Here is a 25350-nt window from a genome sequence, read left to right as displayed (position 1 = left end):
CGTGCGCCCACGGCAGAGAGAAGGGTGGAGGGCGCATGGACGACACACCGCGGGCGCAGGAGACGACCGAGGCGCGCACGCCGACAGACGTCTTCGCCGCCGAGCGGCGGCGGCTCTTCGGTATCGCCTATCGGATGCTGGGGAGCGTCGCGGATGCGGAGGACATCCTGCAGGAGGTGTGGCTCCGGTGGGAGCGCACCGACCGCGGCGTCGTGCGAGAGCCTGCCGCCTTCCTCACGACGGTGACCACGCGGCTCTGCATCAACGAGATGCAGTCCGCGCGCGCTCGCCGGGAGACGTACATCGGCCCATGGCTTCCCGAGCCGGTCAACACCGAGGACGACCCCGCGCTCGGCGCGGAGCGCGGGGAGGCCCTGCAGTTCGCGGTGCTCCTGCTGCTCGAGAATCTGACCCCGACCGAGCGGGCGGCCTATGTGCTGCGGGAAGCCCTGGACTACCCGTACGACAAGATCGCGGAGATCGTCCGATCGAACGTCACGAGCGCGCGTCAGCTCGTCAGCCGCGCGCGCCGCCACCTGGCTGAGGGTCGCCGCATCCCTGCGCCCGCTCCGGATCAGCGACGACTCCTCGAAGCGTTCCTCACGGCCGCCCGAGGGGGCGACGTCGCGGCGCTCGAGAAGCTGTTCACCGAGGACGTCGTCAGCTACACCGACGGCAACGGCGTCAAGCTCGCCGCGCGCATTCCGGTGCACGGCCGCGGGCGCGTGGCGAAGTTCGTCGCGGCGTTCTCGAGTCACTTCTGGACGGGCAAGACGGTCGGATGGGTGCAGGTCAACGGCCAGCCCGCGGCCACGCTGTCCGAGGGTGGCGAGGTCACCACGATCGTCACCATCACGTCCGCCGGGGCCGGCATCGCGCAGCTTCTGTGGGTGATGAGCCCCGACAAGCTGCGGCACGTCGTTCCGGCTGGAGCATGACGGCCGGGCGCGGACCCACGTGCGGGAAGCGTGCCCGGGAGCGGACCACCGGCGGCAGACCCACCGCCGTCGACGCTCTCCGGGATGCGGTGGCGAGCGGTCGTACGGCTGCCGTGGCGGCGACACTCCACGCGACCGTGACCCTCGTCGTGGACGGAGGCGGACGCGTCCCGGCGCCCACGGCACCGGTCCGCGGGCGCACCGCCGTGGCGGCCGCTCTTCTCGATGTGCTGCCCCCCGACGCGCGCGCCACGGCGAGGGTCGTCTCCGTCAACGGTGCACCGGCACTGGTCCTGCGGCGTCGCGCGGGCGTGATGGCGGTCGTCGTGACGGCGGTTCGCCGGCGTCGGATCGCCACCGTCTGGGTCGTGGTGAACCCCGACAAGCTCTCCCGCTGGAACAGGTCGTCGTGACGTCACACATCGGTGACTGCTCCGGTCATGACTTGCACGGCGCCGCCCGGGCGCCGACTGGAGAAAGGCAAGAACATGGCAAAGATCGTCGTCATCGGCGGCACGGGTCTGATCGGCTCGAAGGTGGTCGCCAAGCTGACGGAGCACGGGCACGACGCCGTTGCCGCAGCCCCCAACACCGGCGTCAACAGCCTCACCGGCGAGGGGCTGTCCGAGGCGCTCGCCGGCGCTCAGGTCGTCGTGGACGTCTCGAACTCGCCCTCCTTCGCGGACGACGACGTGATGCACTTCTTCACCACGTCGACCACGAATCTCCTCGCCGCCGAGGCGGCGGCCGGCGTGGGGCATCACGTCGCGCTCACCATCGTCGGGACCGATCGTCCGCAGAACATCCCGTACTTCCGCGCGAAGTCGGCGCAGGAGACCCTCATCCGCGAATCCGGTATCCCCTACTCCCTGGTGCACGCCACACAGTTCTTCGAGTTCTTGGGATCCATCGCCGACATCTCCACCGACGGCGACCACACGGTGCACCTGCCCGGCGCGCTCATGCAGCCGATGGCCGCCGAGGACGTCGCCACCGCCGTGGCACGCACCGCGGCCGGCGAACCCGTCAACGGCGATATCGAGATCGCCGGGCCGGAGCAGTTCACGATGGACGAGTTCGTGCGCCGGGGCCTGGCCTTCCGGAACGATCCGCGACAGGTGGTGCAGGATCCCGACGCGCAGTACTACGGCGCGCACATCTCGAAGCAGACGCTCCTCCCGGCCCAGGGCGCCCAGATCTTCACGACGAGCCTGGACGAGTGGCTTCCGGCCAATCCGCCCCGTCGTTAGCGGCTGTGCGGGGTGTCCTCACGGGCGCCCCGCACGGCCCGGGCCGCGGGACGCAGGCGAATCAGGCGTTCGTTCGAAGCAGAGGCTGCAGCTTGTCCGGAGCCATGACCCACAGGACTTGGGACACCCGATCCTCGCGCGCCGCCGTGCGGTGAACGGTTCCCCCGCCGTCGGTGCAGCTGACCGCATCCTCGGCCAGCAGGGTCTCCAGCCGCGCACGATCGCCTCCGCGCGCGGCATCGAGGAACACCCGGAAGAGGCGCCGGTGTCTCTCACCGTCGACGCTGTGCGCTCGGGCGGCGTCCAGATGGGCGCGCGCGCGGCTCACCAGCTGACGGGTGTGGACTGCGGTGACGCCGAGGATCTCCGCGATCTGCCCGTACGGGTAGTCGAAGGCATGGCGCAGGGTGAACGCCGCACGTTCGGCCGGCGTCAGCCGCTCCATGAGGAGCAGGACGGCGAGGCTCAGAGCCTCGTCGCGCTCGGCGCCGAGCGTCGGATCGCTCGATGTGTCGACGGGAGTCGGGAGCCAGGGGCCGATGTAGGTCTCCCGTTGCGCGTGCGCGCTGTGCAGTTCGTTGATCGCCAGGCGGGTCGTCACCGTCGTCAGGAAGGCTGCCGTGTTCCTGACCTCGCCACGGTCGCAGCTCTGCCAGCGGATCCAGGTCTCCTGGACGACGTCCTCCGCGTCGGGCGTGGAACCGAGGATCCGGTAGGCGACGCCGAACAGCCGTCGCCGTTCGGCGTCGAAGACCGTCACAGCGTCGTCGCCGGCGACGTGGGTACCCATGTCACCTCCGCTGCCTGCACCGGCCGACACGCTACCCCGCCCGCCTCGGCGCGGAAGACGCCGTCATGCGCAATCCTCGGCCGCCTCAGCGCGAACTGACGAGGCGCCCCCGCTGCTGCCAGTCGCCGAACCGCGTGGCGGCGAGGTGCGCGCCGGGGGAGGGGAGGAGGTCGTGACGGGACAGCCGGGCACCGAAGTACGTGCCCAGCGGATCGGCGATCACCTCGCGGTCGTCCCGCCGCGACCTCATCTCCCGCACGGCGAGGTCGCGCAGTTCGAAGACCTCGGGTCCGGCGTGCTCGACGATGCCGCGGCGAGGCTCCGCCTCCGCGGCGGCGGCCACGGCCGCTGCGACGTCGTCGGCGGCCATCGGCCGGATGAGCGCGTCGGGCAGGCGCGCGACTCCGCCTTGCGTGGCGGAGTCGGTGATGCTGCGGACGAACTCGAAGAACTGCGTCGCGTGGACGAGCGTGTACGGCCGCGCCGACGTCGTGATGAGCCTCTCCTGATCGGCCTTCGCCTGGAAGTAGCCGCCCTGAGCCCGCGCGAGCCGTTCGGTGTTCACCACCGACAGGGTCGCGTGGTGACGGACTCCGTGCGCAGCACCGAAGGTCAGCAGATTCAGGGTCGAGGCGTAGAAGAACTCCCGCGCGGCGGCCTCGTCGACGTACGACGAATTGGATGTGTCCACGATGACGTGCGCGCCGGCCAGCGAGTCGTCGAGCCCCTCGCCGGTGTACGAGTCCACCCCGGTCGACCGCGCTGCCGCGATCACCTCATGGCCGCGCGACCTGAGCAGTGCGGTTGTGCGGGCACCGATCAGACCCGTGCCTCCGACGACGACGATCTTCATGTCACGGTCTCCGATCCGGCCCACGCGGACCTCTGCCAGGAGTGACCGCCGAGGGGGCCGATCTGTGACACCGCGGCGCATACGACCCCGCGACGGCCGGCGGTCAGCCTGGACGCATCCGCCCCGAGTTCCCACGGATGCCGCGGCTTTCGATGTGCGGCGGGCCGTGCCTGAGCACCCCTACCGGGCAGCTGGAATGGCGAGCATACTGGGCCCGTTCGGGCCGCGCCGAGCACCACGGCGATCTGGGAATCCGATCCACCTCGATGCAGCGAGGAGGCGCCATGTCGCCGAAGCGTCGACGGGACACGCGCGCTCGCGCCGTTCCTCCGCCCCACGTGGAGCGGTTCCTGGGCGGCTGGAGGTATATCGCACTGCCGCCGAGATCCCCCGAGCCGGACGGGGTGACCAGCTACAGCACGCCGAGTGATGTCGCGAACGCGCATGGCGACATCATCATGGTCGACCTCCTGCGCCCGCGGGACCTCCTCGCGCTGACCGCGACCTTCTACGGCGCGGAGCTGTGGCAGGGCGAGGCGGAGGGGCGGCTCTTCCTCGCCAAGCGGGACCAGACCGCTCTGCTCGCCATCGACTACCCCTACCAGCACGGGCACGAGGAAGCGGCTTTCGAAGTCGGCACGGATGCGCCGACGCCGACCCCTCCCGTCGGCTACCGGCCCGCCCGCTCGACCCGGCTGGTGTTCGAGATCGGCGACGACGACGGGATCGACCTGACCACCGAGGGGGTGCTCGCCGCGATGTCGCGGTTGCGGCCCGTCCTGCACCGGCTCGTCGACGACGACGTGAGCCTGCCCGGCGGCCCGCCACCACCGCCGGACCGGATGCCGCCGCATCCCGACAGCGGCGACCCCCGACCGTCTCGGCTGAGGCGGCGGGGCGACGGGACGTTCAGCGAGCCCCCCGGTGCTCGGGAGACCGCGATCGAGGCGCCCTACCGCCTCGTGATCTCGCCCAACCGGACCGGACGGTGGGAGCACGCGACGCGCCCCGTCGCCGAACGGGACGACACCCGCCATGTGGAGCTGTGGCACAGCCGGCTGACGCGGATGCCCCCGGAGCCGGACGCGCCGCCGGCGCCTCCCGAGCCACCCACGGGCACCGCCGTGCGCGCGATCTGGGCACGGGACCGGGACGGGTTGGACCCCTCGGACTGGCAGAAGGTCGCCCCCGCCGCGCTCAGCTCTCCCAGCGAGGCGGAGGACCGGCCGTTCCGCGGGTCGCTCAACCGGCGCGACCGGCACATCCTCGTGCGTCAGAGCGCCGAGACGTGGCCAGGGAAGGCCGGCGCCATCCCGCCGGCCCCCGTGCGGGCCGACAAGCTGTGGCTGTCGGGTCTGGGTGCCTGGCTCGAACTGCACGGTGCGTGGAACTCCACGCCCTACACCGACGCCGGGTACGCCTCGATCCTCGCGTGGGATCACCTCGCACCCTTCGGCCGCGACCAGTACGTGCGGGTGATGTATCCCGGGTTCCTCTTCCCCTTCCGTCATCGCACCGCGCTGGTGAAGATCACCGAGCGCAAGATGAAGACCCGGTCGCCCTCGGTCGCGGCGCTGTTCCAGCGCAAGTTCCTCGTCATCGACGAACCGGTGCGCGAGTACCCCCTGCCGGCCCATCGTGGTTCGCCGTTCCAGCGCGTCGGCATCCGCCCGCTCGTGACCCCGAACCTCGACGATCCCGGCAAGGACGAGGAGAAGTTCTTCTGGCCGACGATCAATCACGTCGACTTCCGCTTCACGATCGACGCCGTCGACCGCGAGGGACGCGCCGTCGCCTTCAGCACGCCGCTGCTGTGGGTGGCGGAGAACCACGTCAGCACCGCCGCGGGCGTCTCCGCCGTCGAGCAGGTGTACGATGCCAGCCCGCACCGCATCATCGACCTCCACGGTCAGGCCGTGGCCTACACACCGCCGACGAACGCCGGCACCTCCGCGACCGAGACCCGGCGCATCCGCCTGCGCGGACGCGCCACGCCCGGGGCGATCACCCCGTTCCTCAGCTCGGCGGACGTCTCGGTCGACGCCGTGCAACGCCTCACCGGCACGGGAGCGACGACCATCGGCTATTACCCCGCGTACGTCGCGGAGGGCGAGAACGCGGGGGAGGTGTGGGCCGCCGTGCTCAACGGCGCGACGCCCATCCCCGCCGTCGTGCCCGGGACGGGGGCTGCCGACGATCCTCCCGTACCCCTCGCGGTGATGGAGTTCGGCACCGCGCCGTCGACCTCGAGCGACCGGGCCGGGGGGTTCGTCACGCCGAGTCTCTCCGTCGGGGGACTGTCCACCGCGAGCGGGCCGGTCAACGACCTCGCGAAGGTCGAGCGGCTCGACTTCGACCCGGCCGGGTTCCTCGCCGGCGTCATGCCGCGCCTGTTCGGCATCTTCAGCCTCGCCGACCTGATCGAGGACGTCGCCGAGAACATCCCCGAGGTCGTGACTCAGTCGCTGGGACCGGCGCTGCAGCTGCTCGACGACCTCCAGCGGGCCGCCGAACGGCTCCAGCGCGCGGCCGGGGTGGTCGAAGACGTCGTGACGCGCGACCTCATGGCGGATGCCGAGGCCGCGGCATCCGGGGCAGCCCAGGCGTTCGCGGACGCACTCGCCGACGTCACGAGCGCCCAGCCCGAGGACCTGGCGGCGACGCTGAAGGCGGCGCTCGAACAGGTCAGGGCACCGCTTGCGGCGCTGCGGCCGAAGCTGCCCGAGCAGACGCCCTTCCTCCGTGACACCCTCACCGACATCATCGACGGGCTCGACGCGGCGATCACGGCGGCCTCCCTCGTCGACGACCTGATCGTCGCGCTGACCGGCCTCGCCGACGCGGTCACCGCCGGCCGCTTCCGCTTCGAGTGGTCGCCGAAGATCGTCACGGGGTGGCCGGCGGCGCCGAACTCCCTCATCACGATGCCCGACGACGCGCTCTCGATCCTGGTGGAGGGCAAGACCGGGGGCCCGGGCCCGTCGACGGCGAGGGCCGCCGCCGAGCTGCGCGACTTCACGCTGCACCTGTTCCCGAGCGAGCCGCTCATGCGCGTGCCGTTCGAGCGCATCGCCTTCGTCGCCGGAGCAGACGGCAAGGCGGAGGTCGATGTCGTGCTCGGCGAGATCGAGTTCGTCGGCGTGCTGAGCTTCGTGGAGACGATCAAGGACCTCATCCCCTTCGACGGGTTCTCCGACCCGCCGCACCTGGAGGTGACGCCGCAGGGGCTCACGGCCGGGTTCAGCCTCGGGCTGCCCTCGCTCGCCGTCGGCGTCTTCAGTCTTTCCAACCTTTCGCTGGGTGCCGATCTGCAGGTGCCGTTCCTCGGCAAGAGCCTGTCGGTCGGATTCAACTTCTGCACGCGCGAGCGCCCGTTCACCCTCGCCGTGGCCTTCATCGGCGGGGGCGGATGGTTCATGATCCGCCTCGCCCCCGACGGCCTGGAGGTGCTCGAACTGGGCCTGGAGACTGGGGCCTCCCTGTCGGTCGACTTCGGCGTGGCCAGCGGCTCGATCTCGGCGATGATCGGCGTCTACCTGCGGCTCGAGTCCGACAAGGGGTCGCTGACGGGCTACTTCCGGCTGCGCGGCGAGGTCGACGTGCTCGGGCTCATCTCGGCCTCGATCGAGCTGTACATGGAACTGACGTACATGTTCGACACCGGCAAGATGCTCGGGCGCGCGCGGATCACCGTCGAGGTCGAGGTGTTCGTCTTCTCCGGGTCGGTGACGATCGAGGCCGAGCGCCAGTTCGCCGGAGCCAACGGCGACCCCTCCCTCGAGCAGCTCATGGTGCGCGACGGCGCCTGGCCCGACTGGGACGAGTACTGGGCCGCGTTCGATACCGAGAGCCTGACGAAAGGACTCCCGGCATGACCACGGAGATCTTCACCGTCATCGCCCTGCCGCGCGCGTGGGTCGCGGGCGTGGGCCCGCACGTGTCGCTCTTCGTGGCACCGAGGCTGGTTCCGGATGCCGCGGAGGGCGCGACCCTCGGCGACTTCGCGTGCTTCCCCGACTGGGCGGGTGCGCTCATGCATCCCGACACCACGATCGTGCTGAGCAATCAGCACGGTCAGCTCCCCGCGCAGGCGAGCCTGACGGTGGCGGATGCATCCCTGTGGGCCGCGGTCTTCCCTGCCGCAACCTCCGTCGCCGGGCCGGCCGCACCGGATTTCTCCGGACGGCAGTGGCGCAGCTTCGACGCGGCCGCCGTGCAGGAGATCGGGCGTGCCTTGACGATGCAGGCGACGCTCATCTCACCGACCGACCCGCCGCTGCCGTCGGCGCTTCCGACCACGCGCCACATGAACCGGGTCATGCCGATGCAGCCGAGCCACGATCCGAAGCCCACGCGCGAAGAGCTGGAGCGACTGCGCGCCCCGCGGCCGTACCGGCGCGGTGAGGACGACCGGGATCAGATCCTCCGTGACCTCAACACCGACATCCGGCGCGAGTTCCCCGACGAGGCGGCGCTGACCGCGCGGTTCGACACGATGCTGGCCGGGTCACTCACCGCGCAGGAGAAGGCCGTGGCCGCCGCATCCGGGTTCGACCGGGGCCTGCTGCAGCTGCATCTCGCGCGCCGCTTCTACGAGCGCCCCGAGTCTGTGGGCGCCTACGCGGAGCAGCCCTCCGTCGCGCCGACGCCGCTCGGGCCGCGCGAGCAGGAGTTCCACGAGCGACTGGCGATGGTGGGAGATCATCCCGAGCTCATGCGGATGCTGGGGCTCGTGGTCGATCTCGAGGTGGACGACCTCGCCGGGCTGTCGCAGTCGACGGTGCTGTCGGCCACGATCACCGTGCCCACCCTGCCGGCCGACGCGTGCCGCTCGCCGCGCGTGCAGGTGCGGGCCGCCCGCGACGGCGCGCTGCTCACCGTCCCCGCATCCGACCAGTGGCAGGACGGCGCGCTCGCCCTGGGCGGCCCCACCTTCACGGTGCTGGATCTGGAGGCGGATGGCACGGCGCTCAAAGCCGAGCGCTACCTCTGGTCGCTGCCCCGGCTCGCCCGGATCGAGGCGAACGGCGCACCCGGTTCGGCGGCCCCGCCCGCCCTCCGTGCCTCCGGATTCACCGTCGCGCGGCGTCAACGGGCGATCGACACGCAGCAGCGGATGTCGCGGCAGACCGCGCTGGGCGCATCCATCGATCTCGGCACCGGCGTCGGCGGGCTCGCGCCGCTGTCGGCCGAGGAGGTCACGCGCGGTTTCCGCGTGGAGGTGTGGGATGACACCGCCAAGCGCTGGGCGTCGTTGCACCGGCGCCGCACCGTGCTCGAGATCAAGGGGCACGAGCCCGTCAAGATCCCCGAGACGCTCGGATACCTGCAGGGCACCACAGCCCACGAGACGCCGGGCGTTCCCGACCCGCCGGTGCACGTGCACGAGGCGCTGTTCGGATGGGACGGCTGGAGCCTGTCGGCCCCCCGCCCGGGCGCGACCATCCGCAACGAACCGGCGTCGGGGGATGACGAGTCCGGGTACGACGAGCAGCCCTATCGTCCCGGGGGGTTCGATGAGCCCGACGCCGACCCGCGGCACGTGCCGAGCCATGTGCTCGGCGCATCGCACACGGTCCTGCCGGGGTCGCTCCCCGTCCTGCGGTTCGGGCGCGACTACGCGTTCCGCGCATGGCAGGTCGACCTGGCCGGCAACAGCCGCGTGCAACCCGGACGGCCTGCCCGCGACCTCAGGAGCGCGCTGGCGCGCGTGCTCGCCGACCGCGTGCTCGGCGCCGACGCCGAGCGGCGCGCCGGGCGTATCGGCGGTGGCTCGTTCGGGCCCGTCGCCACGGCGCTGCGCACAGCGGCCGTCAGCACCATCTCGACCGCACGGTCGGCGACCGCGACGACCCCGCCGACGGGGACGGCCACCGCGCTGCGGACCCTGCTTCCCGACCCGGTCGCCGACGAGGTCAACCGGCGCATCGCCACGCGGCGGCTCGGGGTCGGGGTGCGCGCCGACCTGACGGCGCAGCACGCCGCGCCCAGCCGGCGCGCGATGGTGACCGCCGCGATCCACGACGCCGTCACCCGGGCGCCGCGCATGCCGCTGGCGACCCCGCTCGCCAGCGCGGAGCTCCCGCGGTACCGCGACCTGCTCGTCGACCACGTCGGTCGTGCCGGCGACCTCGCGCCGGCGGTCGTCGGGCGCTCGCTGGCCACGGTCACGCCTCTCCGCCCCTACCTGCGGTGGGACCCGGCGCCCGCTCCCGCCATCGTGCCCACGGGGGCGTACAGCGAAGGCGAGTCGCTGCGGGTCTTCGTGATCCGCAGCGGCGTGACGCAGGATTCCGCGACCGGCGAGATCACCGTCACCGCGCCGGCCGACTACCTGGCATCGGTGCAGGCGACGCATCCGGAGGCGGCGGGGGTCTTCGCCGCCGCCGCCCGGCGCCACCTCGCACCGCCGAAGACCTCCCAGCTGCAGGCGGAGCAGCACGGAGCGTTCGACCGGATCGTCACCGGGCCCGACGGTCCGCGCCGTGCGCTGGCGGCGGCGCTGCGGGAGAACGGCGCCTTCTCCGACCTCGACATCGCCGACCTCGACACGCCCCTGGGGCGCATCCCCGTCGAGCCTCCGCCGCGGATCGTCGCCCAGCCCGGCGTCGATCCCGCCGACGTGCTGAGCCTCCCGCTGGCACACCCGGGCGATCCCGTCCCGGGCGGGCAGTTCGTCGCCAACCCCGGCACGCGCATCCCGCTGCCGTATCTGCCCGATCCGATCGTGCGGGGGATCTCCGTGCAGTTCCCCGAGGCCGGCCTCGATCGCGCCCTCACCGCGCCCTGCGAGTTCGAGGGGTTCACCGTCGACTTCGCGGTGTCGGACCGCGGCTGGCCCGAGGTGTCGACGCTGTCGCTGGCCTTGGAGGGTGCCGACCGGCTGGGGGCGACGGCGGATGCGGCGTCCCTCGTGTTCCGCCTGCCGCCGGGCGACCTCCAGAGCTTCCGGCTCTCCAGCGCCCTCCATCGCGCACGCCTCGAGCACCTCGGCGTGTGGCGGACGCTCGATCCCGCCATCCGCGAGGATCGCATCGTGCGGGAGGCGGTCGCGGACGGACTGCTGTGGGCGTTCACACCCGCCGAGGACGTGCTGCTCGTGCACGCCGTCCCGCGCCCGCTCGAGCGGCCCGACGCCACCGCACTGACCCCAATTCGACCCCTCGGTGCCACGTCGTGCGTGCTGTTCGGCGCGCTGGACGTTCACGGACCCAGCACCGCGCAGGTGACGATGCGCGCCGAGTGGCAGGACGTGTCCGACGACCCCGCCGTCGACGACGACCCCGCCGCCGGCACCGTCGCGGGCACGCGACGCACTCCCGCATCCGCCGTGGCGTTCACGACGCCGATCCGCCCGTCCGAAGACATCGCCATCCTGACCGCCGAAGACGCCACCGTGCCGATCCCGATGCTCGGCACGCTGTCGCTGCACAGAGCCGTGCACGAATTCGGCGACACGCGCCATCGTCGCGTGCGCTATCACGCCGTGGCGAGCACACGGTTCCGCGAGTACTTCCCGCCGGAGCTGCTCGAGGGAGAGCCCGGGACCGAGGCGGGCAGCGTCGCGGGTCGCGCGGTCGAGCTGTCCGTCCCGTCGACGGCGCGGCCGGCACCACCGGTCATCCACTCGGTGCTCCCGCTGTTCCGCTGGTCGCACTCCGATCCGAACGCTCCCGCCTCCGGTGATGCCTCGGAACTCGCCGGCGAGGGCCGCCTCGCGGAGGAGCCGGAGCATCCGATGGCCATCCGGCACCGCCGCCGGGCGGGAGTGCGCATCTACCTCGAGCGCCCCTGGTACACCAGCGGGGAGGGGGAGCTGCTCGGTGTGCTCTTCGCCCTCGGAGCCAAGGACGACCTGCCCGGCCCACCGCCGGCATCCGGCGACGGGCCGGACCTGCTCGGATCGGGCTATCCGTACGTGTCGAAGTGGGGGCAGGACCCCATCTGGACCGGCAACACGATGCCGCTGCGGCCCATGACGCTCATCGACGTGGAGGAGCTCATGCCGTTCCTCGGCTTCGACGAGCACGGCCCCGCCCGACCGGTCACCGCGCAGGTCACGCTGCCCCTGCCGGCGACGAAGGACGTGCCGGCGACGGATGTGGTCATACTCGGGTATCGGCCGCGCTTCAACCCCGACCGCGGCCTGTGGTACGTCGATGTCGCCGTCGATCCGCGCGGGGCGTTCTGGCCGTTCGTCCGGCTCGCCGTCGCCCGCTTCCAGCCCGACAGCGTGCCCGGCGCGCACCTGTCCGACCCCGTGCAGGCGGACTTCGTGCAGCTTCCCCCCGAACGCACCACCACGGTCAGCCGCACCGATGCGACCCACGTGCGGGTCGTGGTGTCGGGCACGGCCTCCAGTGGCACGTCCGGGGCGCCGTCGCGGCCCGTCCCGGTGCCCGGCGCCGACCTCAACCGCTATCTCGTCGCGCGTCTGCAGCGGGCGGATGCGGCGGTGCCGGGCGACCTCGGATGGCGCAACGAGCGCATCGTGGAACTCGTCCGCGCCGGCAGCGGCGAGGTAGCGGCGCAGTGGGCCTGGGCTGCCGACATCGACTCGCCCGAGGCGATACCGCTCACCACCCCCACTGATCGCCCGGCGACGTGGCGCGTCGTCGTGGAGGAGTGGGAGCGCTTCGAGGGCGACCCCGACGGCGACCCGAACAGCGGCGAGCCGGGGCGCTGGGAGCAGCGGCTCGTCTTCGCCGACGAGGTGTACCTCTAGGCGGTGAGTCCGTGCTCCGTCCACGGCCACGAACGCGCGGTCGATGTCGGCGCCAGCGGGTCCATCACCGACCACGACCGGAGCGCGCAGCCGGGCCTTGACGGCTCACTTGTATTTTGCAAGTGTTACCGCATGAGCATCTTCATCACCTGCCCGGTCGAGAGCGTCGACCGCGCGACCGCCTTCTACACCGCCCTCGGCTGGACCCTCAACGACCAGATGTCCGATCACAACGTGTCGTGCTTCGCGATCGCGCCCGAGCAGTACGTCATGCTCGGCAGCCGCGAGATGTACGCGAGCGTCGGCGCCGTGGCGGAGCTGGTGGGTGGACCCGACACGCCCTCGAAGGTCACGGTCTCGTTCGACCTCGGCAGCCGCGAGGCGGTCGACGAGCTCGTCGAGCGTGCCCGCGCCGCCGGCGGACGGATCGGTGACACCGACGACTACCCCTTCATGTACCAGCGCCAGTTCGACGACCCCGACGGCTACCACTACTCACCGTTCTGGATGAAGCCGGACGCCGACGCGACCGCGTGAGCGACCTCGCCGCGGCCCTCGACATCGTCGGAGCACGGTGGGCCCTGCTCATCGTGGAGCGGCTGCTCGACGGGCCGCAGCGCTACGGCGATCTGCAGCGCGACCTCGGAGTGCCGACGAACATCCTCGCGACCCGCCTGCGCGAGCTCGAAGCCGCCGGCGTCCTGTCCCGTCTGCCCCTCCGGCACAACACGCGGGCCTACGCGCTGACCGAGCGCGGGCTTGCGCTGCGCGAGGCGATCGTCGCGCTCGGACGCTGGGGCGCCGAGGGGGCCTAGGTGTGGCTCCGGAGGCGCAGCGTCGAAGCCGCTGGCGTCTCAGCGGCGGAGGAAGTGCTCGCGGGCCAGTGGCGCGATGTCGATGCCATCCACGTCGTCTGCGGCGACCCAGCGGAGTTCGGCGATCTCGGCGCCGATGGTGGGATGCTGCGAGCCGATGTCGGCGGCGAACACCTCGGCGACCACGACGAAGCCCGGTTCGTTGGCGGCGGCGGCCGTGAACGTGCCGAGGGCGGACAGGTCGGCGGGAGCCACATGGATCCCGACCTCCTCGGCGAGCTCGCGGCTGAGGGTCTCGCTCGGCGACTCGCCGGGCTCGGGCTTCCCGCCCGGCTGCATGAACGCCGTCGTCCCGGCCTTGCGCACCAGCAGCAGGCGCCCCTCCGCGTCGAGGATGACCGCGGCCGAGACGTGGATGCGGCGCGCGGGGGCGGGGTCGAGAACGGAGCTCACTGTGGCACGGTACAGGATCCGCCCATCGGCCCCGTCGTAAGATCGTGTGTGCTTCCCGAGACCCCTCCCGCTGCCCTGTCCCCGAGCGGAATCGATCCGGTGGATCTGGAAGTCACGCTCCGTGTCCTGGACGGCATGGCCGGACTCGACGAGTCGCACCCCGACTTCGTCGCCGTCCGGCGGGCGACCGCGCGGATGTTCAAGGCCGTGAAGAAGGTGCGCCGCCGGGAGATCCGGGAGGCGATCGCCACTGCCGACCGCGAGGTCGTCGCGGCCACCGCCACGGGCGCGCCCGACCGCATCGACGACGAGACGCGCGGCATCCCGATCAGCACCGCCACGACCGCGCCCACCGCGGGCACCCTGAAGAAGGCGCGCGGCTGCTATGTCTGCAAGCAGCCCTACACCGTCGTCGACGCGTTCTACCACCAGCTGTGCCCCTCGTGCGCGGAGATGAGCCACGAAAAGCGCAACGCGCGCACCGACCTCACCGGCAAGCGCGCGCTGCTGACCGGCGGGCGGGCGAAGATCGGCATGTACATCGCCCTGCGCCTGCTGCGCGACGGTGCGCACACCACCATCACGACTCGGTTCCCCCGTGACGCCGTGCGCCGCTTCAGCAGCCTGCCGGATGCGCCGGAGTGGATCGATCGCCTCAAGATCGTCGGAATCGACCTGCGCGATCCGGCCCAGGTCATCGGGCTCGCCGACGACGTCGCGTCGGCGGGGAGCCTCGACATCCTCATCAACAACGCGACCCAGACGGTGCGGCGTTCGCCCGGTGCGTACCAGCCGCTCGTCGACGCCGAGCTCGCGCCCCTGCCGGACGGGCCGCTCCCCGAGCTGCTGACCTTCGGTCACACGAACGACCGCCACCCGCAGGCGCTGGAGCGCTCGGTCGCCGGGCATCCCATCCTGGCCGCCGCGGCCGCCCGCGCCGACGAGCTGACCGAGCAGGCGATGGCGGCCGGATCGAGCTCGCTCGAGCGCCTCGCCGCGGGAACCGCGATCGATGCCGGCGGGCTCATCCCCGATCTCCACGACGTGAATTCCTGGACCCAGCGCGTGGGCGAGGTCGACCCCCTGGAGATGCTCGAGGTGCAGCTGGCGAACACCACCGCCCCGTTCCTGCTCGTGTCCAAGCTCCGGCCCTCGCTCGCGGCCAGCAGCGCGCGACGCACCTATGTCGTCAACGTCAGTGCGATGGAGGGCGTGTTCGGCCGGGGTTACAAGGGTCCGGGGCATCCGCACACCAATATGGCGAAGGCAGCGGTGAACATGCTCACGCGCACGAGCGCCCGCGAGATGTTCGAGACCGACGGCATCCTGATGACCAGCGTCGACACCGGGTGGATCACCGACGAGCGCCCGCACCCCACGAAGGTGCGCCTCGCGGAGGAAGGGTTCCACGCGCCGCTCGACCTCGTCGACGGCGCGGCGCGTGTGTACGACCCCATCGTGCGGGGCGAAGCGGGGGAGGACGTGTTCGGCGTCTTCCTCAAGGACTACGCCCCCGGCGCATGGTGAACCTCCCCGCCGTCGGGGCCCGCGTGGTGGTGCGCTATCTCCTGCCCTCGGGGCAGGCCACGGATGCGCTCGGCGAACTCCTCAGCGCCGACGCGGAGACGGTCGTCGTCGACGGCAAACGGGGCGTCGAGCGCATCGCCGTGCGCGACATCGTCGCCGCCAAGCCCGTGCCGCCCGCCCCCGCGCCCCGTGCGCGCCGGACGCCGCGATAGTCGTACCCGGCTGCGGCGTGCGCTGTCACTAGGGTGAGGAGATGTCCGATCCGCGCAGGCGCCCGATCAACGCGGGCGCCCTCTCGATGAGCCCGTCCGAAGCGCCGGAGCGCTGGGACGTGCATGCCGGCGGAGAGGACGCGCCGACGGTTGCCGCGTCTTGGGGCGACTGGGTGCGGCTGGCGCGCCGCATCCTCGACGCCGACGCGCTCTCGCGCGACCTGGAGGCTCGCGGCGACGCGTGGGACCGGGGACACGCGGCCTCCGGGCAGGATGCGGTCAACCCGTACCGGTGACTCAGCGGCGCTTGGCCGGCTTGTCTTCCGCGGATTTCGGCGGCAGGACAGCGACGTCGATGCGCTCCTGACCGGTGCGCGTCGACCACTCGCGGGTGAGCCCCGCCGCGGCATGGTGCGACGCGCGCACCGCACGGTTGTCCGCCCACGAGTTCAACACGTGCCCGGCGTGGCCGCGCACGTGCTCGAGCGTCACCGGGGGGAGCCCGGCGGCCTTGCGTGCGTCTCGGGCGACGATCAGCAGCTCGAGGATGTCGCGGTTCTTCGTCGGCGCACCGGTCGACGTCTTCCACCCGCGTCGGCGGTGACCGTCCATCCACGAGGCGTACGTGTCGATGGCGTACTTGGAATCGGCCTGCACGCGCAGGTGCGGCACATCCGCGTGGTGCTGCAGCGCGCGAAGCAGAGCCAGCAGCTCGCCGATGTTGTTCGTGCCCTCGGGAACCGAGCCGGCGGCCCACTCGCCGTCCATCCCGACCCACGCCCAGCCCGCCGGGCCGGGGTTGCCTTTGCAGGCGCCGTCGGTTGCGACGATGTATTCGGATGGGGCGGGGGAGGAGCTGTCGACCACGTCATCGATCCTTTCACGCTCGCCCCCTCGCTCCTCGCGTCGATGCCGCGCGGGACCCAGGACTCCGCTTGTGCGACACCGGCGTCAGTCGTTTACTGGTGTCATGAAGACGGGTGCGGACGCGGTCGATGCCGTGCCGGCGGCGGTGCGACTCGTGCGCGAGTTCGTCAACACAGTGGAGTGGCAGCGAGATGCCGACGCATGGGAGACGCCGTCCGATCTGGCGGCGTGGTGCAACGGCGAGGGGATCGCGGTGGCCCGAGAACTCACCGGGGACGACCTGACGCTGGCCCGCCGCATCCGGGAGGGAGTGCGTGAGGTGCTGCTGGCGCACGCGGGCCACGACGCCATGCCCGGCGCCCTGGCCGATCTCCGCGATGCGCTCACCCACGTGCCTCTCCGGATGACGTTCGATGCGGAGGGTCGCCCCGGTCTTGCCCGCGGCGACGACGGATCGTCTCCGCTGGCGGCGGTCGTGCTCGCGATCGATACGGCACGGACGGAGGGCAGCTGGATGCGACTGAAGGCATGTTCTCGCGACTCCTGCCGCTGGGCGTACTGGGATGAATCCCGCAACCGGTCTGGCCGGTGGTGTTCGATGGCGGGCTGCGGCAACTACGTGAAGATGCGCCGCCGCAACGCGCCGGCGATCGCGGTGGAGGACGCCATACCCCTGGCCGGCGAGAGCCCGAGGATGCCGCGCATGATCGACGTGGCCGCCCGGGCCGGGGTGTCGGCCAAGACCGTCTCCAACGTCATCACCGGCGCCGTGAACGTCGGCGCCGCCACCCGGCTGCGCGTGGAGGCGGCCATCGAGGAACTCGACTACCGCCCCAACCTCGCGGCGCGGGCGCTTCGGACCGGTCGGAACGTGGCAGGCGGCTAATCCGCGGCGGGAAGCGAAGGCGGAGCCGCCGCGTACGCCGCGGAAAGCCGGCGGTAGGGGGGCGAGACGAAGGCGAGGAGCACGACCACCAGCAGGACCACGCTTCCCCCGACGAAGGCGAGCGCGATGCCGCGGGCCTCGCCCGGGCCGAGGAGCCAGCCGAAGGAGTCGCGCCCCGGCTGCGAATTCATGAACGGGATGAGCCAGAACTGCGCGAGGGGTCCGACCAGGAACGACGACACCGGCGCCGCGGCCGACTCCATGCTCGCGGCGAAGCCGAAGACCCGCCCCTGCTTCTCGAACGGGACGACACGCTGCACGATCGTCTGCTCCGCAGCCTCCGCGATGGGCATGAGGCACATGAAGACGAGGACCCCGAGCGCATAGAGCCACCACCACTCGCGGATCGCGAACGTCATCCCCAGGAGGGCGATCCCGACGTTGACGAGCAGCAGGGTCCGGACGGGGTTCTTCCCGAGACCGAACTTCGCCACCAGGCCGCCTCCGAGGATGAACCCGATGCTCGTGACGCCCAGGACGATGCCCCACACCTCGACGGAGAACAGCGTGAGTCCGTAGGGGTCCATGAGTGCCATGAACACCCCGCCGACGAGATTGTTGAACGTGGAGAACAGGATCAGGGCGAGCAGGCCGGGGACGGCGACGACGGCGGGGATGACCCCGCGGAAGCCCACGTTCTTGGGCGCCTCGCCCTCGACATGCGCCACGCCCTGCTCGGGGAGCGGGACGAACAGGAGATGGACGAGCGCTGCGGCGGTCGCCGCGATCGCGATGACGACCGTCCAGCCCATGCCGAGCAGTCCGATGGACAGGCCGGAGAAGACGCTCGTGACCATGAAGGCGATGCCCTGCACCGCGCCCACCAGGCCGTTCGCCCGATCGCGGCGGTCGGCGGGTACGAGCAGTGTCACCGTCGTGGACAGTGCGATGTTGCGCATGTTCTCCACGACCCCGCCCACCAGGATCACGCCCGCGAACACCCAGAACCACGGCCCGCCCCAGTTCACCAGCACGCTCTCGGGGAACGACAGGTACAGCGCCCCCGCGAGGAGGTAGGTCGTGAGCGTCACGAGGCTGGAGAGCACCATGACGGCCTTCTTCTTCAGGCGGTCCACGATCACGCCGAACACGACGCCCAGGGCGGCCACCAACAGCATGTAGGAGCCGCCGATGATGGCCGTCGCGAGCACCGAGCGCGTCTCCAGGTATGCCCAGAAGGTCAGCGCCCACCACAGATAGCTGGAGGTGACGTTGGCCACCGCGGTGTTGGCGAGCACATGGCCGAACGCGCGCATCGTCCGCGGCCCGGGCGTGACCTGCGCGTCGTCCGGCGGTCTGGTCACGGCGACGGGTTCGGTCATGTGCGGGATCCTTCCGCGTGGTGGGTGGGAAGAGGCAGGAGGGGGAGTACGCTCGATGTGGACGCCGTACACATTCGGTGGTCATACGGTACACACCGGGGTGGAGCTATGCAATGACCAGTGTCAAGACGCGGGCCTATCATCACGGGGACCTCCGACGTGCGCTGATCGAGGAGGGATTCCGGGCGGCGCGTTCCGGGGGCCCCGACGCGGTCACGCTGCGAGAGGTGACGCGTGCGGTGGGCGTCTCACCCAATGCCGCCTACCGGCACTTCGCCGATCGCGGCGAGCTCGTCCGTGCCGCCGCGGCGCAGGCTCAGCTCGCACTCGCCCAGGCGATCTCGGACCGCCTGGAGACCATGCCGGCCGGCTTGCCCGCGCACGACGCATCCGTGGAGCGACTGCGTCTCCTCGGTCTCGGCTACATCGACTTCGCTCGCCGGGAGCGCGGATGGTTCGAGCTGGCGTTCACCGTGCACGACCAGACGCCCAGCGACGCCATCGTCACCCTCGACGACGAGGTCGTCGAGCCTTTCCGCCTGCTGCTGGACGCCCTCGACGGGATGGTCGCTGCCGGAGCGCTCGCTCCAGAACACCGCCCGCACGCGGAGTGGGCGTGCTGGTCTGCGGTGCACGGCTTCGCCGACATCGCGGTGCACGGACCCTTGCAGTGGCAGCCGCCGGCCGTGGTGGACGCGCTCGCCGAGGTCGTCGTGGAAGCCGCCATCACGGGAGTGCGCCGGGCGCCCTCGCCCTCGGCGGTCTCCGCCTCCCGTTCCGCCGGCACCGACGGGACGTCGCTATAGGGAAGGGCATGACCATGTTCGACGGTCGCATCCGCGACGGGTGGGTCGCCGAGCGCATCGCAGGCCGCCATCACGGGTGGGATCCCGATGCGATGGCGGCCCGCATCCTGCGCCTGGGGGAGTGAGCGCTCTCAGTCGCGCTTGGCGCCGCGGGTCCGTCCCCAACTCCTCGGATCCGGGCGGGGATGCGCCGAAACCGGGCCGATGGGGCGGCGGAGGCGCGGGTCTTGAGGAGTTCGGGCGGGGCGGCCGGCTTGGGCGGGGCTGCGGGTCGGACGGGGTTGCAGGGTCGGACGGGGTTGCGGGGTCGGACGGGGTTGCGGGGTCGGGCGGGGCGGCGGTCGGTGCGCGGCGGCGCAGGTTCCGAACTCCTCACATCCGGGCCGGGACGCGCCGGAACTGGGCCGATGGGGCGGTGAAGGCGCGGGTTTTGAGGAGTTCGGGCGGGGCGGCGGGTCGGGCGGCCGGCGGCGGCGTCGGGCGGGGCGGCGGGTCGGACGGTACGGCGGCGGCGTGAAGGATGCCGGGCACAGGCACACCGCGCACCGCCCGCGCGCTGCGCGTATGGGTGCCTCCGCGCGTCAGTGCGCGGCGGCGCCGGTTCCGAACTCCTCGGATCCGGGCGGGGATGCGCCGAAACCGGGCCGATGGGGCGGCGGAGGCGCGGGCTTTGAGGAGTTCGGGCGGATGCGGCCGGTGGACGATCGACGGGGCGCAGGGAGGGTGCGTCGGCGAAGTCGGGCGCCCGCACCGCGGCGCGTCAGCTCGGGGGCCACTCCACGAGCACGAGGCCCTGCTTGGTGTCGGCCATCGTCACCCACGCGTCGCTGAAGAAGTACGTGAAGCCGTACCCGTTCTCATCCGGCGCGATGACGGTATCGGTGCTCTCGGTGACGTAGAACCCGCCCTCGCCCTCCTCGCGGCGCCATCCCGACCCGATGAGCTCGGACTGGGCGCGCTGGATCTGCGCGTCCTCGATGGGAGCCCACCCGTAGATCTGGACGTGGTCGGTGGCGACGGAATAGTCGCCCCACGTGCACTGGATGCCGCCGGGGATCTCGATGCCGCCGATGCGGAAAGGCTGCGCCTGAGCGCTCCATCCGACCTTCTCGAACTCCGCCACGACGCCGGCGGGCACGATCGTCTCGCACGTCGGCTCCGTCGGGTCGACGTCGGCGCCATCGCCCGAGGGCGTCGGAGCGGGGGAGGTGGGCACGGACGTCGGCGGACCCGGCGTCGTGGGGGTGGTCTGTGGCGTGTTCTCGTTCGCGCACCCCGCGAGCAGGACGAGGGGCACAGCGATCGCGAGGGAAGTCACGAGGCGGGGGATTCTCATGCGGGCTCTTTCACGTCGCGGGCGCCGGTGGCGTGCAGGAGGTCGAGGAAGGCGGAGTGCAGGACGCCGTTCGTGGCGAGCGATGACCCTTCGATGAGCGAGTCGGAGCCGTCGTACGCCGTGAACCGGCCGCCCGCCTCCGTGACGATCGGCGCCAGCGCGGCGATGTCGTACTCCTTCACGTCGAACTCGGCGACCATCTCCAGTCGCCCCTCGGCGAGCCACATGTACGGGAGAGCGTCACCGTAGCCGCGGTCGCGCCAGACGCTCCGGGAGAGTTCGAGCAGCGCGGGCAGGTGCCCCGCACCGGCCCACTGCGCGATGCTCTGGAAGCTGATGCTCGCCCGCTCGAGAGTCGACACGTCGGAGACATGGATGCGCCGCACACGGCCGTCGGGTGCGGAGGTCCACGCGCCGGCGGATCGCGCGGCCCACCACCGCCGCCCGATGGCCGGCTGGCTCACCACCCCGACCGTCGGCGCGCCGTCGACGGTGAGGGCTATCAGAGTCGCCCACACCGGGATGCCGCGCAGATAGTTGTGAGTGCCGTCGATGGGGTCGATCACCCAGCGCCGGAGACCGGCCCCACGGGATCCGTACTCTTCCCCCAGGACGCCGTCGTCAGGGCGCTCGGTGGCGAGGATCGCTCGGATCTCCCGTTCGGCGGCCAGGTCGGCCTCCGTGACGTACGACTCATCCGCCTTGGCCGACACGTCGAGGTCGCCGGAATCGAACCGTGCCATCGTCACCGCGTCCGCCGCATCCGCCAGTCTGAGCGCGAGAACGAGATCGTCGGCGTACGGACCGGTCAGAGAAGGCAGCGCGTCGGCGGCAGGGCACACGCGTCCAGGCTACAGGCGCGCGGCGCCCTCGATTCGCGGCGGGGTGGATCCGGATGGTAATGTAAACCCTCGGTTCGCCCCGCTGGAAACGGCATCGGCGACCTGCACCTCTAGCTCAATCGGCAGAGCAACTGACTCTTAATCAGTGGGTTCAGGGTTCAAGTCCCTGGGGGTGCACGAAGCCCCGGAAACTCTCGCCAGTTTCCGGGGCTTTTCTGTTTCCGGCCGCCTCTGCCGTCCGGATCCAGGTCCAGGTCAGGGACACATGGCTCAACGTCCGGGTGAGGCCTCGATCGCGGCGAGCCACGCCATCATGACGGCCTTGGAGTTGCCGTCGTCCACGCCGTCGGCAGGCAGCGCCGCCACGGTCTCCGTCGCGGCGGCGTGAGAGGTGGCGCCGCCCAACGCCGAATACATCAGGACGTACTCGCCCAGCGGGCCGCTGAACGCGCGGGGGCCCGCGTCGGAGACGTTCGCGGCGACGCGATCCGGGTCCTGCCCGAGGTAATTCAGCGTGACGGGGGTCAGGGGCAGCACCTGGATGCCGAGGATCGCCGACGGTTCTGGACTGAACCACGTGGCATAGTCGCGCTTGCCGCCCCACGTCAGCGACACGATGGGGTGGGCGAACCCGTCGGCGAGGGTGGCGGGGTCGGGCTCGAGCCACAGGGCGCGCGCTGCGGCCACTTCCGCCGACAGCAGCCACGCCGCGGTCTGAGCCAGTCCATCGTCCCCGCGGATCTCGGCCCACAGCGCCAGGCCGTTCCACGCCGCGACCGCTTCGGAGCTGGACTCCTGGTTGTTCCCGTCGGCGAAGGGGGACAGCCCCGACGCCCACGAGTGCCCGCGGTACGGGTCGAACACGCGGAGGGGCGGGAGCGCGTCCGCCGCCGCACCGCCGGCGATGTCGGCGGCGAGAGCGTCCATCACCGTTGTCAGTTCAGCGGCCTTGTCCGGCTGGGCGGAGACGAGGGCGGCGGAGGCCGCCAGGAAGTAGCCGTAGTGGAAGTGGTGGTCATTGCCTTCCTCCGACCCGAAGGACGGCGTCAGGCCGACGACGGTCCGCAATCCGTCGTCGTAAACGAAGCAGCGACTGTCACGTTCGCGGCAGCCATCCGCCTCTGCCCACGGTGCGAGCTCGGTCCACAACCGGTCTGCGACGCGTTCGGTCAGTGCCGTGTCGCCGAGGTCGCGCGCCAGGGTGAGGAGCGCGCCGAGCCGGGCGAGGGCCTTGCCGCCGTAGTAGGTGTCGGCGGGGAGTGCGGGCGTGGCATCCAGATCCGCGGCGACCTGAGCCACGATGGCCGCCCGGGTGTCGCCGTCGATCCCGTCCAGATCGAACGACGCGCGCGGCGCGATCTCGGGCACCGTCCACGCCAGCTCCGTACCGCGACAGGCATCCGCGTCGCCGTAGGCCGTAGAGAAAGTGCCCAGCTCGCAGTCCGAACCCGCGTCGGCATAGGTCGGGAACGGCACGAGCACGGTGCTGTCCGTCCCGGCATAGGTCAGGGTTGTTGACGAACCCGAGGCGGTCGTGCCGGGCTCCACGCGCACCGCTTCGATCGGCGCGTCCAGGGCGTCTGCCCACTCGGTCACGTCGGCGCCTTCGGGCATGGCGAACCATTGCGCATGACCTCCCTCCGGGACGGTCAGCGTCTGCCCGTCCCAGCGGGCCCCGGGTGCGACGACCCCGAAGCTCGTTCCGTCTGTGGCGGCGGTCCACACGCCATCGCCGGCCGTGCGCAGCGGCGCGGCGGGAACCAGCGCGCTGTCGCGCGCGGCGGTGAAGCCCACGACGGGCGACCCCTCGGCGATGGTGACGTCGCCGACCGGAGCGTCACCGTCCGACCAGCGCAGGGTGACCGACACCGGATCTGCCCGCACCGCCGCGAAGCGGTCGGCGTCCAGCCCGACGCGCAACCCTCCGCCGAAGGAGGCGGCGATGGTCTTCTCCGTTGTGCTCACCTCTGGCAGGTCGACGGTGAACGCGTCGTCGTCGGCGGCGAAGGCGATGGGGAACGGGTAGACCGGCTGCGGTTCCGCGCCGAAGATCAGGCCGGAATACCAGCGGTTGGTCGGCGGGATGAGATCCTCTGCGAGGCGAGCCTTGCCGATCTGCGCCATGCTCTCCACCGGCAGTGCGGCGATCGATGCCGACGGCTCCGCCGCGCCCGCACCGGCGGGGGCAGCCTCATCCGCAGGCGTCGCGGCGGTGCATCCGGTGGAGACGAGCGCCGCGCTGAACGCCAGCGCCGCCATCAGCCGGCGGGCGGTCACAGCCCGACCTTCCGCAGGAGATCGCGCACCGCATCCCCGACCCCGGCCAGAGGCCCGTCCTGGCGCAGCTGCAGCGTCGCCTGCACGGGGGTCCCGGCCTGGAACATGCCGGTGGCCCTCTTGTTCGACAGCTCCGCGCTCTCGATCCGCACCGTGGACAGCGCCTGCCCGTCGACGGTCGTCACTTCGATGCCGACGACCGCGCCTGGCAGCACCGCTTGATTGGGCAGCAGCAGTTCGACGTCGTTTCCCTCGTCGATGCGCGCGTAGTCCCGTGCGGAAAGCTGGAACTCCGCTTCCACGAACAGCGAGGCATTCTCATCGACGGTCGCCAGCATGCCCCCGGCCTGGGCGAAGCCGCCCTGCGGGACGGCGATCTCCCGCACGGTGCCGTCCACCGTCGCCGCGATGGTCGAGGTGCCGTCGGCGGAGACGCCTGCAGCCAGCGCCGGATCCGCGACCTGGCCCGAGGCGATGTCGCGCTGCAGGTGCAGGCTCCGCACGTCGAAGAGCGGATCGCCCACCGCCACTTCGTCGCCCACCTCGACGTACTGCCGGGTGACGATGCCGCCGTAATCGGTGCCGACCGGGTAGCTCTCCGCGACGATCGTCGCGCTCGTGGAGAGAACGCGCTGCTGCCGCTGGTTGAACACGACCGTGAAGGCGGCCACGAGAAGGAGGACGATGAGGATGCCGGCGGTCATCTTCAGCCGGTTCGCCCACGTCATCGGGCACCTCCCGCGGGGACGAGGGCCGGTTCGTCGGCGGCGGGCTCCGCCGGGCGGGGAGCGAGGGGGAGCGGCCGTGCGACCACCGTCAGCGGCGCCGTCGCGACCGGCGCTGCGGAGCGTGTGGTGCGTTCCTGTGGTCGCGCCAGGGTGCGCGCTTCGCGCAGCGCCGTCACCAGGAACGCACCGAGGATCACGGTGTTGGTGGCGTTCCAGGCGGTCGCGAGGGTCAGCGCGCCGTTGTCGACGTCACGCCAGCCGGCCACGAGGGTCGTCAGCGCGAGGAAGACGAAGAACAGGGTCTGCGGGATGACGAAGTTGAAGGGTGAGCGGCGCGACGCGGAACCGGTGACGTGCCATCCGATGTCCCGCCCCAGAAGGACGTTCCACAGCGCCTTGGCGTAGATCGGGAACGAGACCGTCGCCAGGGTCAGCGTCTCCCACCGGAACGATCCCACGGCGAACCAGGCCAGCAGGATCTGCATGGCGTAGAACCCGCCGTAGTACAGCGCCCAGGTGAAGACGGTGGTCTCGAGGGTCATCGGCCGAAGGTCGAAGTAGATCTCCAGCGGGGGCACGAGCAGGAGCAGGAGCGGGCAGATGCCGGTGAGGTAGAAGGTCGCCGTCACCAGGTACTGGATGCGCTGATCCATGGTCAGCCGG

Annotated in this window: 22 protein-coding genes and 1 tRNA gene; 13 read left to right on the top strand and 10 right to left on the bottom strand. The window is 71.5% G+C overall.

The genetic code is table 11. The features are described 5' to 3' along the window. The first annotated feature begins 35 nt into the window (after positions 1 to 35). The 3 genes from F6J85_RS10470 (at position 36) to F6J85_RS10460 (ending at position 2188) form a co-directional block, all read left to right on the top strand. Positions 36 to 938: an RNA polymerase sigma-70 factor gene (locus F6J85_RS10470; RefSeq protein ID WP_150924930.1), complete on the top strand. Its 903-nt coding sequence runs from the start codon at positions 36 to 38 to the stop codon at positions 936 to 938. Then, on the top strand, positions 935 to 1351 hold the full coding sequence (locus F6J85_RS10465) for a sigma-70 family RNA polymerase sigma factor family protein (protein ID WP_150924929.1): 417 nt from the start codon (positions 935 to 937) through the stop codon (positions 1349 to 1351). The genes F6J85_RS10470 and F6J85_RS10465 overlap by 4 nt, the downstream gene beginning before the upstream one ends. 75 nt (positions 1352 to 1426) lie before the next feature. After that, on the top strand, positions 1427 to 2188 hold the full coding sequence (locus F6J85_RS10460; RefSeq protein WP_150924928.1) for an SDR family oxidoreductase: 762 nt from the start codon (positions 1427 to 1429) through the stop codon (positions 2186 to 2188). A gap of 61 nt (positions 2189 to 2249) precedes the next feature. Here F6J85_RS10460 and F6J85_RS10455 read toward each other — a convergent pair whose 3' ends face one another. Together F6J85_RS10455 and F6J85_RS10450 are read right to left on the bottom strand one after the other, a co-directional pair. Beyond that, entirely contained in the window at positions 2250 to 2978 is a 729-nt protein-coding gene (locus tag F6J85_RS10455; RefSeq protein ID WP_150924927.1) for a sigma-70 family RNA polymerase sigma factor, read from the bottom strand. 85 nt (positions 2979 to 3063) lie between these two features. Next, positions 3064 to 3831 (bottom strand): SDR family oxidoreductase, encoded by a 768-nt coding sequence (locus tag F6J85_RS10450; RefSeq protein ID WP_150924926.1) that lies wholly within the window; start codon positions 3829 to 3831, stop codon positions 3064 to 3066. A 404-nt stretch (positions 3832 to 4235) separates the two neighbouring features. On the opposite strand from F6J85_RS10450, the gene F6J85_RS10445 reads away from it, so the two are divergent. From F6J85_RS10445 to F6J85_RS10430, 4 genes are all read left to right on the top strand, one after another. Then, positions 4236 to 7706 carry a hypothetical protein gene (locus tag F6J85_RS10445; RefSeq protein ID WP_150924925.1) on the top strand — a complete coding sequence of 1157 codons (3471 nt, stop codon included), beginning with the start codon at positions 4236 to 4238 and terminating at the stop codon, positions 7704 to 7706. After that, positions 7703 to 12556 carry a hypothetical protein gene (locus tag F6J85_RS10440; RefSeq protein WP_150924924.1) on the top strand — a complete coding sequence of 1618 codons (4854 nt, stop codon included), beginning with the start codon at positions 7703 to 7705 and terminating at the stop codon, positions 12554 to 12556. Before F6J85_RS10445 ends, F6J85_RS10440 begins: the two co-directional genes overlap by 4 nt. Positions 12557 to 12688: 132 nt before the next feature. After that, positions 12689 to 13093: a VOC family protein gene (locus tag F6J85_RS10435; RefSeq protein WP_150924923.1), complete on the top strand. Its 405-nt coding sequence runs from the start codon at positions 12689 to 12691 to the stop codon at positions 13091 to 13093. Next, complete coding sequence (locus F6J85_RS10430; RefSeq protein WP_150924922.1) at positions 13090 to 13371, top strand: winged helix-turn-helix transcriptional regulator; 282 nt, start codon at positions 13090 to 13092, stop codon at positions 13369 to 13371. Before F6J85_RS10435 ends, F6J85_RS10430 begins: the two co-directional genes overlap by 4 nt. Positions 13372 to 13410: 39 nt before the next feature. Here F6J85_RS10430 and F6J85_RS10425 read toward each other — a convergent pair whose 3' ends face one another. Next, on the bottom strand, positions 13411 to 13824 hold the full coding sequence (locus tag F6J85_RS10425) for an NUDIX hydrolase (protein ID WP_191906581.1): 414 nt from the start codon (positions 13822 to 13824) through the stop codon (positions 13411 to 13413). Between the two features lie 48 nt (positions 13825 to 13872). On the opposite strand from F6J85_RS10425, the gene F6J85_RS10420 reads away from it, so the two are divergent. From F6J85_RS10420 to F6J85_RS10410, 3 genes are read left to right on the top strand one after another with little or no spacing between them, the layout of a single operon-like run. Beyond that, positions 13873 to 15351 (top strand): SDR family NAD(P)-dependent oxidoreductase, encoded by a 1479-nt coding sequence (locus tag F6J85_RS10420; RefSeq protein WP_150924921.1) that lies wholly within the window; start codon positions 13873 to 13875, stop codon positions 15349 to 15351. Next, entirely contained in the window at positions 15345 to 15563 is a 219-nt protein-coding gene (locus F6J85_RS10415) for a putative acetyltransferase (protein WP_150924920.1), read from the top strand. Before F6J85_RS10420 ends, F6J85_RS10415 begins: the two co-directional genes overlap by 7 nt. Positions 15564 to 15604: 41 nt before the next feature. Then, positions 15605 to 15859, top strand: a complete 255-nt coding sequence (locus F6J85_RS10410; RefSeq protein ID WP_150924919.1) for a hypothetical protein — start codon at positions 15605 to 15607, stop codon at positions 15857 to 15859. 1 nt (position 15860) lies between these two features. Here the strand turns inward: F6J85_RS10410 and F6J85_RS10405 are convergent, their stop codons facing one another. Beyond that, a complete protein-coding gene (locus F6J85_RS10405; RefSeq protein ID WP_150924918.1) occupies positions 15861 to 16430 on the bottom strand; it encodes a ribonuclease H family protein in 570 nt (189 codons plus the stop codon). A gap of 103 nt (positions 16431 to 16533) precedes the next feature. On the opposite strand from F6J85_RS10405, the gene F6J85_RS10400 reads away from it, so the two are divergent. Next, entirely contained in the window at positions 16534 to 17316 is a 783-nt protein-coding gene (locus tag F6J85_RS10400; protein WP_150924917.1) for a CGNR zinc finger domain-containing protein, read from the top strand. Here the strand turns inward: F6J85_RS10400 and F6J85_RS10395 are convergent. Continuing rightward, positions 17313 to 18698 carry an MFS transporter gene (locus tag F6J85_RS10395; RefSeq protein ID WP_150924916.1) on the bottom strand — a complete coding sequence of 462 codons (1386 nt, stop codon included), beginning with the start codon at positions 18696 to 18698 and terminating at the stop codon, positions 17313 to 17315. The two genes, F6J85_RS10400 and F6J85_RS10395, sit on opposite strands and share 4 nt — an antisense overlap. A 113-nt stretch (positions 18699 to 18811) precedes the next feature. On the opposite strand from F6J85_RS10395, the gene F6J85_RS10390 reads away from it, so the two are divergent. After that, complete coding sequence (locus tag F6J85_RS10390) at positions 18812 to 19504, top strand: TetR/AcrR family transcriptional regulator (RefSeq protein WP_150924915.1); 693 nt, start codon at positions 18812 to 18814, stop codon at positions 19502 to 19504. A 760-nt stretch (positions 19505 to 20264) separates the two neighbouring features. Here F6J85_RS10390 and F6J85_RS10385 read toward each other — a convergent pair. Both F6J85_RS10385 and F6J85_RS10380 read right to left on the bottom strand, forming a co-directional pair. Continuing rightward, complete coding sequence (locus F6J85_RS10385) at positions 20265 to 20840, bottom strand: hypothetical protein (RefSeq protein WP_150924914.1); 576 nt, start codon at positions 20838 to 20840, stop codon at positions 20265 to 20267. Then, positions 20837 to 21682 carry an inositol monophosphatase family protein gene (locus tag F6J85_RS10380; RefSeq protein ID WP_238706920.1) on the bottom strand — a complete coding sequence of 282 codons (846 nt, stop codon included), beginning with the start codon at positions 21680 to 21682 and terminating at the stop codon, positions 20837 to 20839. The genes F6J85_RS10385 and F6J85_RS10380 overlap by 4 nt, the downstream gene beginning before the upstream one ends. A 104-nt stretch (positions 21683 to 21786) precedes the next feature. On the opposite strand from F6J85_RS10380, the gene F6J85_RS10375 reads away from it, so the two are divergent. After that, positions 21787 to 21859, top strand: a tRNA-Lys gene (locus F6J85_RS10375). A gap of 93 nt (positions 21860 to 21952) precedes the next feature. Here F6J85_RS10375 and F6J85_RS10370 read toward each other — a convergent pair. From F6J85_RS10370 to F6J85_RS18005, 3 genes are read right to left on the bottom strand one after another with little or no spacing between them, the layout of a single operon-like run. Continuing rightward, on the bottom strand, positions 21953 to 23959 hold the full coding sequence (locus tag F6J85_RS10370) for a glycosyl hydrolase (RefSeq protein WP_150924913.1): 2007 nt from the start codon (positions 23957 to 23959) through the stop codon (positions 21953 to 21955). Beyond that, positions 23956 to 24687, bottom strand: coding sequence for an HlyD family efflux transporter periplasmic adaptor subunit (locus F6J85_RS10365; protein ID WP_150924912.1), 732 nt, complete (start codon positions 24685 to 24687; stop codon positions 23956 to 23958). Before F6J85_RS10365 ends, F6J85_RS10370 begins: the two co-directional genes overlap by 4 nt. Then, a complete protein-coding gene (locus tag F6J85_RS18005) occupies positions 24684 to 25340 on the bottom strand; it encodes a hypothetical protein (RefSeq protein ID WP_238706919.1) in 657 nt (218 codons plus the stop codon). The genes F6J85_RS10365 and F6J85_RS18005 overlap by 4 nt, the downstream gene beginning before the upstream one ends. Between the last annotated feature and the right edge of the window lie 10 nt (positions 25341 to 25350).

This window comes from Microbacterium lushaniae, from assembly GCF_008727775.1.
In the GTDB taxonomy this organism is placed as follows: domain Bacteria; phylum Actinomycetota; class Actinomycetes; order Actinomycetales; family Microbacteriaceae; genus Microbacterium; species Microbacterium lushaniae.
Note: the sequence above shows the minus strand (reverse complement) of the source record. Positions and strands in the feature narration are given on the sequence as shown.

Bases quoted from the DNA above. Each gene is read 5' to 3' on its own strand.
- F6J85_RS10470 (WP_150924930.1), top strand. From the start codon at position 36: ATGGACGACACACCGCGGGCGCAGGAGACGACCGAGGCGCGCACGCCG.
- F6J85_RS10465 (WP_150924929.1), top strand. From the start codon at position 935: ATGACGGCCGGGCGCGGACCCACGTGCGGGAAGCGTGCCCGGGAGCGG.
- F6J85_RS10460 (WP_150924928.1), top strand. From the start codon at position 1,427: ATGGCAAAGATCGTCGTCATCGGCGGCACGGGTCTGATCGGCTCGAAG.
- F6J85_RS10455 (WP_150924927.1), bottom strand. From the start codon at position 2,978: ATGGGTACCCACGTCGCCGGCGACGACGCTGTGACGGTCTTCGACGCC.
- F6J85_RS10450 (WP_150924926.1), bottom strand. From the start codon at position 3,831: ATGAAGATCGTCGTCGTCGGAGGCACGGGTCTGATCGGTGCCCGCACA.
- F6J85_RS10440 (WP_150924924.1), top strand. From the start codon at position 7,703: ATGACCACGGAGATCTTCACCGTCATCGCCCTGCCGCGCGCGTGGGTC.
- F6J85_RS10435 (WP_150924923.1), top strand. From the start codon at position 12,689: ATGAGCATCTTCATCACCTGCCCGGTCGAGAGCGTCGACCGCGCGACC.
- F6J85_RS10415 (WP_150924920.1), top strand. From the start codon at position 15,345: ATGGTGAACCTCCCCGCCGTCGGGGCCCGCGTGGTGGTGCGCTATCTC.
- F6J85_RS10410 (WP_150924919.1), top strand. From the start codon at position 15,605: ATGTCCGATCCGCGCAGGCGCCCGATCAACGCGGGCGCCCTCTCGATG.
- F6J85_RS10400 (WP_150924917.1), top strand. From the start codon at position 16,534: ATGAAGACGGGTGCGGACGCGGTCGATGCCGTGCCGGCGGCGGTGCGA.
- F6J85_RS10395 (WP_150924916.1), bottom strand. From the start codon at position 18,698: ATGACCGAACCCGTCGCCGTGACCAGACCGCCGGACGACGCGCAGGTC.
- F6J85_RS10390 (WP_150924915.1), top strand. From the start codon at position 18,812: ATGACCAGTGTCAAGACGCGGGCCTATCATCACGGGGACCTCCGACGT.
- F6J85_RS10385 (WP_150924914.1), bottom strand. From the start codon at position 20,840: ATGAGAATCCCCCGCCTCGTGACTTCCCTCGCGATCGCTGTGCCCCTC.
- F6J85_RS10365 (WP_150924912.1), bottom strand. From the start codon at position 24,687: ATGACGTGGGCGAACCGGCTGAAGATGACCGCCGGCATCCTCATCGTC.
- F6J85_RS18005 (WP_238706919.1), bottom strand. From the start codon at position 25,340: ATGGATCAGCGCATCCAGTACCTGGTGACGGCGACCTTCTACCTCACC.